The sequence below is a fragment of the Chryseobacterium sp. 2987 genome (assembly GCF_031456375.1).
Lineage (GTDB): Bacteria > Bacteroidota > Bacteroidia > Flavobacteriales > Weeksellaceae > Chryseobacterium > Chryseobacterium vaccae.
The window spans coordinates 227,525-240,957 of the sequence record NZ_JAVDUN010000001.1; the positions used below are offsets into that span (position 1 = coordinate 227,525).

Below are 13,433 nucleotides of genomic sequence, written 5' to 3' on the forward strand. Positions count from 1 at the left end.
AGGAAATGTTTGGATTATTCTATTTGATACAGCTTTCTATTTTTTAAACATACTTTTATTTTTCCAATTCCTCTTCCTCCGTCAAATAAGATTTTTCTTTTTGTATCTTCATTAAACTGATTAATTCTCATTTCGAAAATTTCATATCTTCTATTTACAGTTGTTACAGTTGTTTTGAACAGCCTATCATCGGTAATTTCAACATAAAAAATATCGTTTTCCAATGCATTAAAGTGGTAATCCAGATTCGTTTTTATGCATATTTCTCTACTTTTTAATTCAACTTCTGTAGCTTTATCCGAATAGACATCATATGAAGAAATAAGTAATGTGTTATTATCAACTTCTTGGATAAAGTGAAAATCATCAAAAATGTGTAGAGTATTAGATGAGGTGATTAAAAAATCTTTTTCTTTGAATCTGTAAACTTTACCATATAAGCTCTGAAATTCAGAAATGTCTAATCTTCTCCAACCGTGACAAAATTCTATTATTTGAGATTTATCTGTGTTTTCTTTTGGTACGAAATTGAGTTCTTTAGAGTATATATTGATATTGTTAAATTTTTTATTATATGAATGGTGGCTATTATCTGTACATGGATGTTTGGGCCATGGCGGACCTATCTGGTCAAAATAAACTCTGCTTCCGTGATAATTTTGATAAAAAAAGACATTTTCTGAACATACAGGACACTTTGCATTCGGAACGGTAAAGGAAAATGATTGTATTGGAAATATTTCTAATACATTATCTGCGTAATTAGTCTTAGCTAAATACTGTTGGGATTTATTGAAATTATTTGTTCCTTCTCCAAATCCGCATCCGCAATATTTTGAATGATTATGGGCTGTGCACATGAGCTGTATGTGTTTTCTGCTAATTCCAAATATATGGAAATTAACTTAAAAAATAATTGAGAATTTTGTTTCAACCGCATGATTTCCACCCTACTCAAAAATAAATTTCCCTCATAATTTGCTCACCCTATTTTTTCAGAGTAATTTTGCATGAATCTAAAAACAAAAGTAAAATATGTCAACTTACGTAGTTGTAGGTCTTCAGTACGGAGATGAAGGTAAAGGAAAAATCACAGATGTTTTATCGGCTAAATCGGATTATGTAGTTCGTTTCCAGGGAGGAGACAACGCAGGTCACACGGTTTATGTGGGTGAAGAGAAATTTGTTCTGCACCTTCTTCCTTCGGGGGTACTGCAGTGCAAGGGGAAGTGTATCATTGCGAACGGAGTAGTGGTAAACCCTAAATCTTTTATTAAAGAAGTTGGCCAGATCGAAAGCAAAGGTTTGAGAACTGACCACATTTTTATCAGCAGAAGAGCGCATGTCATCATGCCTTACCATATTCTTTTGGACACGTACCGTGAAGAGGAACATGGTGGAACTCAGATCGGAACAACTAAAAAAGGAATCGGACCTTGCTACGAAGATAAAATAGCAAGAGTTGGAATCAGAATGGTTGACCTTTTGAATCCAGAGATTTTAAGAGAAAAAATTGAGAAAAACTTAAAAGTTAAGAATTCTCTTTTTGAAAAATATTACGGAAAACCTGTATTGGATGTTGAAGAGATCTACAACGAATTTCTGGAGATCGGAAAACAGCTTCAGGACAGAATCGTTGATACGGAACTGGAACTGAATGAGGCAATCCAAGAAGGGAAAAATGTATTGTTTGAAGGAGCTCAGGCGTTAATGCTTGATATTGATTTCGGAACGTATCCATATGTTACTTCATCTTCTCCATCTACAGGAGGGGTTTGTACAGGAGCAGGAGTTCCTCCTACATCACTTCAGAACCTGATCGGGGTAGCAAAAGCTTACTGTACAAGAGTAGGAAACGGACCTTTCCCTACTGAATTGGATAATGAACTGGGAGAAAAGATCAGACAGATTGGTGGTGAATTTGGGGCTACAACCGGAAGACCAAGAAGAACAGGATGGTTAGACCTTGTTTCTTTAAAGCACGCTTGTATGATTAACGGGATTAACAATCTTGTGATCACTAAACTTGATGTTCTTACCGGAATTGAAACTCTGAAAATCGCTACGCACTACAAAACAGAGGACGGAAAAATTATCGATTATTTCACTTCTTCTACTACAAAATTGTACGATTACGAAGCAATTTATGAAGAACTTCCGGGTTGGAATGAAGATATTACGAAAGCAAGAAGCTACGATGAACTTCCTGATAATGCTCAGAAATACATTGAATTTATCGAGAAATACTTAGGAATCAACGTATATCTTGTTTCTGTAGGTCCTGAAAGAAGTCAGAATATCATCAGAAAAGAATTATTCTAAAAATAATTTATATAAAATTAAAAGGCCGTTTCATCATTTGTGAAACGGCTTTTTTTATGAGGACCAGCTATAATAAACTGAAAAATATTACTTTTCTTTCTGCCCGTTATATATCACATCATCAAATAATTTATCAATTTTCACGACTAAAATTTTATCTGCTGAATCTTTAGGATTGATTTTATAAAACAAATACTGATCATTATAATATACTATTTTGGCATCTTTATATTCCGTCTTCAGACTGTTGGATAAAGTGTCTATATTGTCAATATGATTCGTTGAGGAAACAGGCATTGGAATAAATACCAGAAAGACAAAGATCATAGAATATCCCGCGCCTTTATAAGGGCTGTCTTTTAATGAAATAACAAGATTAATAGACAGCAGAATTAACAAAAGAAATACGGAGAACTGGAATACAGGGGCATAAGGAAGATTTCCGACAACCGTTTTAAAATAGATGACAGTTCCAACGACTCCAGCAAATAAGCAGCCTAAGATAATACTATATTGCTTCAGGGCTTTTAGCTCGCCGGAGTTGGTTTTTTTATCTAAAAAGGACTTATAGAGCTGTACATAGGATAATAATACAACCATTTTAAGAATCGTGATGATCCCGTCTATTAAAAGCTGGGTAAAAGAGAAGAAAATAATCAGATCAAATGAAATGCTAAGAAGCCTGAATAACTGGCGCAGACCTCCGATAATGTAAGGAATAGCAATAATGAGGGTAGAATGCTCTTTAGCAAATTCTATAAAAGCATTTGATTTTAAATTGTCTATAAGATTCATACGTCGGCTATTAATTTCAGCACGATTATACAAAAATTATTCATGATTATCCGAAGAAATATTCTGTATTTTTTACCAGGATTACAGATCAGTCTTCCGTTACTACTTCATCCCGGTTTCCGTCTTCTTTTTTTCCTTCCTGTATCATTTCTTCCGCTTCTGCTTTTTCTTCGGAAGTGGCTTCTTCTACAAGTTCCTCCTGTTCGTCATTATGATGATCAATGAAAAATTCGCAATACACCGGAAGATGATCTGAACCGAAATTTTCCAGTGTTTTCAATTCTTTTATAAAAATATCTTCGCTATGGAACATCAAATCTATCGGAAATCTCAGCATACGGTACCTGGCATGAAAAGTAGAAACGAAGGAATGTCCGATTCGTGGATCGATTAAACCGCTCGTTTTTCTGAATAGGATAGAGGACTTCGACCAGGCTACATTATTAAAATCCCCAACAACAATAACGGGTTTATGAAGGTTTTTCACCCTTTTTGCCGTACTGAGAAGGTCACCGTCTCTTTCTTTTGAGGTTTCCTCTTCCGTAGGGCTTGGTGGCGGTGGATGAACTCCGAAAAATACAAATGAAAATCCGTCTTCAGTTTCTAAATGTGCTTCAATGCTCGGAATATCATCCGCAACAAAATAATGGGTCTGCGCATTTTTAATTTCAATTTTAGAGTAGAAGTGCATTCCGTAAGTATTTTCAAGCGTTACTTTATGCTGGTATGGATAATCTTTTTCGAGAACCCTCATTGCTTTTTCCCAGTCACCGTTACTTTCCATCGTAAGAAAAACATCCGGGCGGTATTTTTCAATAAGTCTGATAAACCGGTCATATTCTTTATTGAACTGATAAACATTGGCAGAGACAAAATGAAGTTTCTCCGAAGACAGGCTGTGCTGTCTGTATTTTTTTACACGGTAAAGCGGAGTATATTTGATAAGAGTAACCCCATGATGAACAAACATCAGGATCAAAAGTCCCTGTGAATATAAAAAATACTGCGGCTCTTTCAGTCCGAAACCTAAAATAAACGTAATAAGTATAACATAGGTGATCTGAATCTTACCAAATTCCGGAACCCTGAATACCCAGTGTGAATTCTGAATTTTGGGAAGCAGCGTCAGCAATATCAGAAGCACTGTTAAAAATAAATAAATACCCCACATATTAATAAATAACAGATAAAAATAAATTATTTAATTATAAATTCAGCCTCTTTATATTTTAAACTTTGTTAATTTTAATAATCTCTAATATTTTTTTTACTTTTATTGAATCAGATTAAACCGATTATGAGTAAACTGGCCGCTGTAACATTAGTACTGAGCACGTTCTGTCTTGCACAAAACCAAAATCAGGAGATAGAAAAACCGATCCGTAATTTATTTCTGGGTATGAAGAACGCAGATGCAGACCTGATACAGTCTGCTTTTACAGATACTGCTGTTCTTCAGACGATCACCAAGGATGGTACGGTAAAAAGTGAAGAAATCAAAAATTTTATTTCATCCATTGTAAAGATTCCAAAAGGAAGTATTGATGAAAGAATTGAGATTGAAGCTATTCATTCAGATGGAATGCTGGCCAGCGTATTTACACCATATTCCTTTTATTACCGAGAAAAGTTTACTCATTGCGGAGCCAATAGTTTTCAACTCGTAAAACAGAAGGACAACAGCTGGAAAATCCAATATCTTATTGATACGAGAAGAAAAGATAGCTGCAAGGAAATAAAGGAACGGTAATCACCGTAAAATCCGCAAAAATAGGAAAGACAATGAAAGCACAGGAAGTCGACCGGAAACTAAGAAAACTTTACGGAAAGCTCCTGAAAGAAAAATTTAAAACATTCTAATGAATATGAAGATTCACCATATTGCCATAATCTGTTCGGATTATGAAAATTCAAAAAAATTCTACACTGAAACCTTAGGCTTAAACATGATCCGGGAAGTGTACCGTGAAGAAAGACAGTCCTATAAACTGGATCTGGCTATAGGAGATCATTATGTGATAGAACTGTTCTCATTTCCTGATCCACCCAAAAGACCTTCCCGCCCGGAGGCATGCGGACTAAGACATCTGGCTTTCTCTGTAGAAAATGTAGAAAACAAAAGACAGGAACTCATTTCAAAAGGACTTCCCTGTGAAGAAATCCGTATTGACGAATATACAGGAAAAGAGTTTTTCTTTACCCAGGACCCGGACCAGCTTCCGCTGGAGTTCTATGAAATGTAAAATTAGTGAGCGTATCCCGTAAAAAAGCTTACCGCCATAATGGCCAATACAATAGAGGAAATGACTACATATACGTAGTCTTTTTCTTTTAAATACCCGATCAGAGCGAAGATAATTCTCATTAAAGGCGTAAAGATCAGCAGAAGAATTCCCAGCTGAATGATAGCCATCCCTTCTCCTTTGCACAAAGAGTTCCAGAAATGTCCCCATACTTTTTCAGAGGAAGTACCTATATCAAGGCTGGTATATTTCTTAGGCATTTTAAAGCCCTCTAGGAATAATTTGATAAAGCCGGCCAATGAAGTGATCACAGACAAAATAACGCCCAGTCTCAGAAGATTTCCTACCGAACGGTTCAGATCCACATCTGTAAAATTCTTTTTCATTATCTGAAGCTTTTATTGATCCCGTTATACATCATATAGATTGAAAGCACCGTAATTACGATGGCAAAAAATACCTTTAATTTCTTGGTTTTGGAAACCATCAGGGTTTTTGATCCGATGAAACTTCCTACTACCACACCAATCAGAACCGGGGCTACAATTACCGGAATGATTTCACCTCTCTGGAAATAAATCAGGGCACTGGCTACAGCTGTTACACCAATCATAAAATTACTGGTTGTTGTAGAAACTTTGAACGGCAGTTTCATCATGTTGTCCATAGCCAGAACTTTCAGAGCTCCCGAACCGATTCCCAAAAGACCGGACATCGCTCCTGCAAACATCATCATCAAAAATCCAGGAACGGTATTTCTTGCTGAATAGCTTTTCAAAACTCCTTTATCAGGAAAAGTCCCGTAAAGCTTCAGTTTGTCTTCAAGGCTTCCTTTAATTAAAGGTTCCTGATGATCCGGCTTTCCTTTAAGATTTAAAATAACCGTTAACAAAAGAATGCTGGCAAAGATAATCCCAATGGTGTTCGGATTAAGCATTCCCGAAACCAAAGCCCCGATAATAGCTCCCGCTGTAGTAGCGATCTCCAGAAACATTCCGATTCGCATATTGGTAAAACCTTCTTTCACGAAAGCTACCGCAGCACCGGATGAAGTTCCGATTACAGAGATTAAAGAAGCACCGATAGCATAATGCATAGGAACGCCGAAACCCAGCGTCAATAAAGGAATAATGATAACTCCTCCTCCTAAACCCGTAAGTGAACCTAAAAGCCCGGCTGAAATGGCGCCGAGGAAGAGAATGATGATTTCTGACATGCTACAAATATAAAACTATTGCCGTACTCTGCCAAACGTTTAAAAAAGATAAATTTGACGTATTTTTGTAGGCATGAAAACTGAAATGAAATTATTCTATATTATCCTCGGTGCCACACCTAAAGGCAGAAATATCGAGCAGCATGATGTTTTTTTCGGAATAGCGGAAAGCCTTAAGGATCTTGTGCCTGATATGAAAGAATTCTGGAAAGAAGCAGAAGGAAAGATCCACCTGGACTGTTATCAGGAAGTAAAATTTGCAGATGGATATGAAGTAAAGATTGTTGAAAAAGGAGAAAAATCTTCAGAAGATCAGCTGTACTTCCTTAATCTGGGCGGATATAAAAAAGGTTTTTTCGAAGAATTTCATGAACAGCATCTGATGGTAGGAAAATCAATGGGGGAGATTGTGAAAAGAGCAAAAGCTACCGAATTTTATGCAACAATGGGTTTTGAGGGTGCTGTAAGTCATATTGACGATAAGCACGGCGTTGATATTGATGATATCTTCAATGTCAGTGACATCCTGCCTGAGAAAATGAAAGAAAAATATTCCATCGTTCTGACCCAATCTGAAGAAGAAAATCAGGAAAATCCGATGGGATTGGGTTATCTTAAAATTGATAAAATTCAATAGACCTGCACAAATTAAATCTAATAGAAAAATAAAAGTAAAAATGAAAATAGGAATTTTAGGAGGCGGACAGTTGGGAAGGATGCTGATTCAGAGTGCATTGAAATACGATGACGAATTTTATACGCTGGATCCGGCTTCCGATGCCCCATGTCATAATATCTCCTATTTCACTCAGGGAAATTTCAATGATTATGAAACCGTACTGAATTTCGGAAAAGATAAAGAGGTAGTGACCATTGAAATAGAGCACGTAAATGCTGATGCGCTGGCAGAACTTGAAAAACAGGGTATAAAAGTAGTCCCGAATGCAGCCATTATCAAAACTATTCAGCAGAAAATCCTTCAGAAAGAATTCTATAAAACCCATGATATTCCAAGCCCTGAATTCCAGGTGGTGTGGAATAGTGACGAAGAGATTGTGATGCCTCTGCCATTCGTTCAGAAAATGAATACCGGAGGTTATGACGGAAAAGGTGTACAGGTCATCAAAACAGAAAATGATCTTCAGGATCTGTGGAAAGAACCTTCCGTGATCGAAAACCTGGTAGACATCGACAAAGAACTTTCTGTAATTGTTGCCAGAAATGAAAGCGGAGAAACCAATATTTTCCCCGTAACGGAAATGGTGGCTGATCCTAAACTGAACCTGCTGGATTTTAACGTCTGCCCGGTTCTTCTGACTGAGGATGTTCAAAATCAGATTGATGTAATTACAGAAAAATTTCTGAATGCTGTCAACTCACCAGGGCTTTTCGCCATTGAATTATTTCTGGATAAGGAAGGAAAAGTATGGGTGAATGAAACGGCTCCAAGATTACATAATTCCGGCCACCAGAGCCAGGAAGGAAATACCAATTCCCAGTTTGAGCAGATGTACAGAGTAGTGAAAAACCTGCCTTTAGCAGATACCGATGCCATTACGTACAGCGGAATGCTGAATCTTGTAGGAGCAGACGGACACGCCGGAAAAGTGGTATATCAGGGAATGGAGGAGGTTCTTAGATTACCCGAAACCTACGTCCATTTATATGGGAAAACAGAAACCAAACCGGGCAGAAAAATGGGTCATATCAATGTTCTGGCCGATTCCAGAGAAGAGCTGATGGAAAAACTGGTAAAAGTAAAAGGAATGGTAAAAGTGATTGCTGAATAACAATTCACATCAAAATAAAAGAGCTGTAATGAATCATTGCAGCTCTTTCTATATTTAACGATTTTTCTTTTTAAAAAGTTTAGGAAAATCAATGCTCCATTCTTTTTCATTGGAATTCCAGATTAAGTAGGGGCCATCGAAGCTGTCCAGGTAAGTGATTTCGTAGAAGCTTGTGCCGTCAGAGGAATAATCTGGCTGAGTTCCCAAGTCATTAGGCTTGAATCCCAATTTTTCCAGTGTTTCCCAATCATTGTTTTCCGGTAATTTATGGTGGGATTTCCTATAGTTTTCAACGTTTTGAATGAGGCTGTTGCCGTATTCAATATCGGAATGTCTGGTTATGCTTATCGGCAGGTTCCAGTAAATAGTAAAGGAAATCACAATCAATACAATGATTGAAATGAAAATAAGCAGGATCTTCTTCATTGAGGCTTTTTCTTTGTTAAGAGTTGGTTGGCATTATTGATTTTAATGCTGGTATTCTATACAGCATCCAGATTTAGGGTTTTTTTGTTTTTTCAAGAGAATCCTTTTTATAATTATAAGTCATATACGTACCCAATGCAGGCGAATAGACAGAAAATTCTTCCATTTTTGTCAGTGGTGCATAGAGTTTAAACGTACAGATATCCGTAGCAGAAATAAACGGATTGGTCTTTAAATGACTGTGGGTAGTTTTAACAGAAGTAGTTCCGTTTTCCATTTGGGTAATCGCAGGAATTAATCTTGAATGGAACCTCTGGTTTGAAAGGATATTACCTTCCCCGTCTGTTATGAATAAATAGTCATTTCCAAATGGAATGATCCCATTCTGAGAGGTTCCGGGAATTAAATATACCTTATACTTTTCATTTAGCGGAAGAATAATGATATTCAGATTATAGCCTTCAGGAACACCTACTTCGTATTTGGGATCGGATAGCTGTGGAATGATGGTATTTCGTACTTTATTGATACCTGATTCTGTATTATTAAGCTTTCTCTGCCGGAAATTCTCTTTTACAGGCTTTGTTCCATTATTTTTAAAAGAATATTCCGCAAGAACAAGACTTTGCTCTCTGTTCAGGAAAACCGTTTTTATCGTGTCATGAACTTTATACGTGAGATAAGTTCCCACAGATCCTGCTACTGATTTGTTTTGGCTGATGAGGTCCCCGGAATGCCATGATGCATTTTCATGAGAAAACAAAAGGTTTCCTTCTGCTTTGATAGAGTCCAGTTTCTGTTTCAGTTCCTGATCCGAATATTTTTTTTCCTGTGCAGAAATAAGTACCGACATGATGATCAAAAGAATTCCGGCTATCTGTTTCATAGGTTATTTTTTATGGACTAAAATACAAAAATTGATGATAAAAGATAAAGCTTCTATGCTGGTCTGATTCATATGGTTAATGCATCTCTTCCTACAATCTACAGCATTAATCATCAAACTTTGCGTTTCAAAAAATTAAACACAAAGAATATAAGGTTTTGCGTTTCCAAAAAACAGCAATATTTTAATCCTGGAAACATTCTATTGATGAAATTTGCTTTATTACTCAGCCCGAACCCGGTCTATTTAAAATCTTTTTCATCCACCTTTTCAAAAACTTTCTTCTGTTCATTCCATACAAAAGCGTTGTAATAGACATTTTCGGCCTCATTAGATTCCCGGCAGATACTGGCAATGAAAAGCCTGCTGTCCAGATCAAAAATAGCCCTGTCATCCGCAAACAAACATGAGGTTTCTTCTCCAAGCGGAAGACCATAAATTTTTCCATCCCGAACATCCATCATCATTCCCATAATGCAGCTCGTTCCGCAACCAAAAATAACCGTGATATAGTAGCTTGCGAAATCGGGAGTGCGCGATGCATAGGCCTCCCTTATCCTTGTTCTGAAATCATAAAAGTTTTTATCTCTGGAGAAATCCAGTTTAGCTTTTTTGGTGAACTTATAGCTGGCTGAAGGAAATTTATCGAAATGAAAATCAGCAGTTAACGTATCGGCCTCCATTTTCGATTCCTGAAAAGACTTACTTTCAATTTTCTTTGTATTGGTTGTATCCGGCATTTCTGCGGGCTGCTCTGAAGCTAAAGTATCTGCTACAGAAGATGCGGAAATCTCATTTTTAACAGGTTCTTTTTTCTCTTTACACGAAAATAAAATAAAAGCGAGCAAGGGAATTAATAATGTGTTGATTTTCATGTCTTTTTTATTTTTTAGAACGGCATAATCACCGTTTTTCCTTTATATTTTCCTTTTTCTATTTTGAAAAGGACAGCATATCCTCCGGCTCCATCCGAATTGACCATGCTGATGTAGAGGGTTTCATTTTCAGAATCAAAATAGCATTCAGTGAATTCAGTGTTAACATTGAAGAGGTTTTCTGTTTCTGCAGCGGGGATTTCAACCGTACTATTCCCAATTTTAACCGTAATTGATTTATAATGTGTCCGCGGAATGGTTCCATCAGTACCCCAGACAGGCTTTCCTTTGTATAGGTCTGTGAGTTGCATGTCCCGTCTGCTTGAAGAGAAATATTTTTTATTTTCTTTGTAGCTGAAAGGTTCGGCAATAATTTCCACTTTTATATTCTTTGAGGCCAAAACAGTCTTACTTTCATTAACGGAAACAGAGGGCACACGTGGATAGGATTCAATATACCTGATTCTTGAATTATAAACGTATCCTGAAATCAAATCTCTGTTTTTGACGGGATAGTCCACCATTAGCCAGTTTTTACTGCTTTCGTCGCGATCGTAAACATAAATAATCTCCCCCGAATTGACTTTTCCGGCAATATCACTTTTGGCATCAGCATTTTTTCTGATATTCACATAGCCGTCTTTGTCAACTATTTTGGCGAACTGGGCTAAAGACCATTGGAAGCTTAAAACAGCTGCCAGGAATATTATTTTCTTTGTTTTCAATGACTGAATTTTAAAAATTAAGGATATTATTTAAAGATCTTCTGGATTACATTTCCAATTTCCACAAAATCACCGTGATTGCCAACTGAACGGATTTCCGGACTGTTTTTATCAAATTCTGAGAACGGGAAGATAAGAAGATAATTGTTATCATTTAAATATCGGTTCAGTAATTCCGGAATAAGTCTCATTTGAGGAATATACGACTGCATGCCCCGCTTCGCCATAAACAGGATCAGAGCTTCATCATCTTTAAGCTGTGCGGCTGTTCTTTCACCGTCCTGCCATGTATTCATGATGATAAATTCGGCTTCTATATTGGCTTTTTTAATGATCTTCTGAAGAATATCCAGAATATTTTCAGGAGCATAGAAAATAATGGTGGCTCCGGAGTTTCTGGCAATATTCCATACCCTTAAAAGTGAATGGAAGAATCCGGCTTCTTTGTGGGCGTTTTCAGGGATCATTACGGCATACTTCTTAATGGTAGAAAGAGGCTGGGCCGCATGATAAACCAGAACATTCACATCATCATTCTGAAGATAACCGTTATAGAGATTATAAACGAACGAAGGAGAAAAGCCTTTCTCATCTTCCAGGCCAATAATTAAGTCGGTAATATTCTGTTCTTTGATTACGTTGCTAACTCCATTGATGACATCATTGTCGTAACGCTTTAAAGTCTGCATTTTGACGTCAGCCGCTGCCGCAGCATCGGCCGCCTGATGGAGTAGTTTTTCAGCATTTTTCACCGAAGATTCATTTTTATCTTCATTGATAACGTTCAGGGCAAAAAGGTCTTCTGTATTAGAATGGGCTTTGATCAGGATTCCCAGATTAACCATTCTTTCTACGGTTTTTTCGTGATTAACGGCCAGAAGGATGTTTTCTTCTTCATGGGTATTTCCGGAAACGGTATCTTCATTATCGCTTTCTGCAATTTTCTGGGCACTAGCCAATGAGATAAAAGATGAAATGGTACAGGAAATGAGAATCAGAAGAATACTCCCGTTTAATACGTGCTCATTCAGCAATCTTACGGGTTCTCCGGTTTCAGTTTCGGAAAGGATAATATTATACCCTACCATAACGGATGCCAGCGTTGCCGCAGCAGAAGCAGAACTTAATCCGAAAATAAGTTTCCCCTCTTCTTTGGAAAGTCTGAACGTTTTCTGAGTAGCCACTGCCGAAAGGTATTTCCCTCCGATGGAAGCTGCAAGCATGATTCCTGCGACTTCAAGGGTTTCCCAGCTTTTAAAGAAGACTTTAAAATCAATCAGCATTCCCACGCTGATCAGGAAGAACGGGATAAAGATTGCATTTCCTACAAATTCCACCCGGTTCATCAGGGATGAGGTGTGAGGAATCAGTCTGTTTAAGGCCAGTCCCGCGAAGAATGCCCCGATAATAGCTTCAACCCCTGCCAGTTCCGCAAGCATGGCGGCCAGATAAATCATGACAAGGACAAAAATATATTGTGAGATCTTATCATCTACTTTTTTGAAGAACCACCGTCCGATAATAGGAAATACAATCAGGACAATCAATGCAAAGACGATAAAGGAAACGGACAGTTTAACCCAGAACTCGGTTCCTACATCTCCCTGAGACATTCCTACAATTACGGCAAGAACCAAAAGGGCAAGAATATCCGTGATCATCGTTCCTCCAACAGTAATATTAACGGCTTTATTCTTTGCAATTCCCAGTTTACTCACCAACGGATAGGCAATCAACGTATGGGAAGAGAAAAGGCTGGCAAACAGGATAGAGGTAAGCATGGAAAAATGAAGAATGTAATATCCACCCAGATATCCGAGGACAAAGGGGACGATAAAGGTGTAAAGCCCGAAAGTGAGGCTTTTCCATTTATTCTTTTTGAAATCACCCATATCAATTTCCAGTCCGGCCAGAAACATAATGTAAAGGAGGCCTGTGGTTCCGGTAACAACAATACTGCTGTCTCTGGCAAGCACGTTGAAACCATTTGGTCCGATAACGGCTCCGGCAATGATAAGCCCTAAAAGATGCGGAACCTTAATTTTATTCAGCAGCAGAGGTGCTGCAAGGATGATGATCAGTACCAACAGGAATTTTAATACCGGATCTTCTATAGGAAAACTCAGATTATGTATACTCAGTAAAATCATAGGTG

General features: G+C 37.5%; 15 protein-coding genes. 5 read left to right on the top strand and 10 right to left on the bottom strand.

Features of this window, described 5'->3' with window-relative positions; genetic code table 11:
- Nucleotides 1–14: 14 nt before the first annotated feature.
- Entirely contained in the window at nt 15–860 is an 846-nt protein-coding gene (locus tag J2Y40_RS01145) for a hypothetical protein (RefSeq protein ID WP_309995982.1), read from the bottom strand.
- A 175-nt stretch (nt 861–1,035) separates the two neighbouring features.
- Here J2Y40_RS01145 and J2Y40_RS01150 point away from each other — a divergent pair, with 175 nt between their 5' ends.
- Nucleotides 1,036–2,322 (top strand): adenylosuccinate synthase, encoded by a 1,287-nt coding sequence (locus J2Y40_RS01150; protein WP_153394312.1) that lies wholly within the window; start codon nt 1,036–1,038, stop codon nt 2,320–2,322.
- 87 nt (nt 2,323–2,409) lie between these two features.
- Here the strand turns inward: J2Y40_RS01150 and J2Y40_RS01155 are convergent, their stop codons facing one another.
- Both J2Y40_RS01155 and J2Y40_RS01160 read right to left on the bottom strand, forming a co-directional pair.
- Entirely contained in the window at nt 2,410–3,117 is a 708-nt protein-coding gene (locus J2Y40_RS01155) for a hypothetical protein (protein ID WP_309995987.1), read from the bottom strand.
- An 88-nt stretch (nt 3,118–3,205) separates the two neighbouring features.
- Complete coding sequence (locus tag J2Y40_RS01160) at nt 3,206–4,261, bottom strand: endonuclease/exonuclease/phosphatase family protein (RefSeq protein WP_309995990.1); 1,056 nt, start codon at nt 4,259–4,261, stop codon at nt 3,206–3,208.
- 153 nt (nt 4,262–4,414) lie between these two features.
- On the opposite strand from J2Y40_RS01160, the gene J2Y40_RS01165 reads away from it, so the two are divergent.
- Both J2Y40_RS01165 and J2Y40_RS01170 read left to right on the top strand, forming a co-directional pair.
- Complete coding sequence (locus tag J2Y40_RS01165) at nt 4,415–4,867, top strand: nuclear transport factor 2 family protein (protein ID WP_153394307.1); 453 nt, start codon at nt 4,415–4,417, stop codon at nt 4,865–4,867.
- A 115-nt stretch (nt 4,868–4,982) separates the two neighbouring features.
- The gene (locus tag J2Y40_RS01170) at nt 4,983–5,360 is read left to right on the top strand and encodes a VOC family protein (RefSeq protein ID WP_309997520.1); all 378 of its coding nucleotides are present in this window, start codon (nt 4,983–4,985) and stop codon (nt 5,358–5,360) included.
- A gap of 2 nt (nt 5,361–5,362) precedes the next feature.
- Here J2Y40_RS01170 and J2Y40_RS01175 read toward each other — a convergent pair whose 3' ends face one another.
- Both J2Y40_RS01175 and J2Y40_RS01180 read right to left on the bottom strand, forming a co-directional pair.
- Nucleotides 5,363–5,746, bottom strand: a complete 384-nt coding sequence (locus tag J2Y40_RS01175) for a DUF1634 domain-containing protein (protein ID WP_062696585.1) — start codon at nt 5,744–5,746, stop codon at nt 5,363–5,365.
- Nucleotides 5,746–6,576, bottom strand: coding sequence for a sulfite exporter TauE/SafE family protein (locus J2Y40_RS01180; protein ID WP_153394304.1), 831 nt, complete (start codon nt 6,574–6,576; stop codon nt 5,746–5,748). The genes J2Y40_RS01175 and J2Y40_RS01180 overlap by 1 nt, the downstream gene beginning before the upstream one ends.
- A gap of 85 nt (nt 6,577–6,661) precedes the next feature.
- Here J2Y40_RS01180 and J2Y40_RS01185 point away from each other — a divergent pair, with 85 nt between their 5' ends.
- Both J2Y40_RS01185 and J2Y40_RS01190 read left to right on the top strand, forming a co-directional pair.
- Nucleotides 6,662–7,213 carry a DUF1543 domain-containing protein gene (locus tag J2Y40_RS01185; protein ID WP_153394303.1) on the top strand — a complete coding sequence of 184 codons (552 nt, stop codon included), beginning with the start codon at nt 6,662–6,664 and terminating at the stop codon, nt 7,211–7,213.
- 40 nt (nt 7,214–7,253) lie between these two features.
- Nucleotides 7,254–8,366, top strand: coding sequence for a 5-(carboxyamino)imidazole ribonucleotide synthase (locus J2Y40_RS01190; protein ID WP_309996000.1), 1,113 nt, complete (start codon nt 7,254–7,256; stop codon nt 8,364–8,366).
- A gap of 54 nt (nt 8,367–8,420) precedes the next feature.
- Here the strand turns inward: J2Y40_RS01190 and J2Y40_RS01195 are convergent, their stop codons facing one another.
- The 5 genes from J2Y40_RS01195 to J2Y40_RS01215 form a co-directional block, all read right to left on the bottom strand.
- Entirely contained in the window at nt 8,421–8,792 is a 372-nt protein-coding gene (locus J2Y40_RS01195; RefSeq protein ID WP_153394299.1) for a hypothetical protein, read from the bottom strand.
- A gap of 73 nt (nt 8,793–8,865) precedes the next feature.
- Nucleotides 8,866–9,678, bottom strand: coding sequence for a hypothetical protein (locus J2Y40_RS01200; RefSeq protein WP_309996004.1), 813 nt, complete (start codon nt 9,676–9,678; stop codon nt 8,866–8,868).
- 242 nt (nt 9,679–9,920) lie between these two features.
- Nucleotides 9,921–10,553 carry a hypothetical protein gene (locus J2Y40_RS01205; RefSeq protein WP_309996008.1) on the bottom strand — a complete coding sequence of 211 codons (633 nt, stop codon included), beginning with the start codon at nt 10,551–10,553 and terminating at the stop codon, nt 9,921–9,923.
- Nucleotides 10,554–10,567: 14 nt separating this feature from the next.
- On the bottom strand, nt 10,568–11,278 hold the full coding sequence (locus J2Y40_RS01210; RefSeq protein WP_153394293.1) for an SH3 domain-containing protein: 711 nt from the start codon (nt 11,276–11,278) through the stop codon (nt 10,568–10,570).
- A 26-nt stretch (nt 11,279–11,304) separates the two neighbouring features.
- Nucleotides 11,305–13,428 (bottom strand): cation:proton antiporter, encoded by a 2,124-nt coding sequence (locus J2Y40_RS01215; RefSeq protein ID WP_153394292.1) that lies wholly within the window; start codon nt 13,426–13,428, stop codon nt 11,305–11,307.
- Between the last annotated feature and the right edge of the window lie 5 nt (nt 13,429–13,433).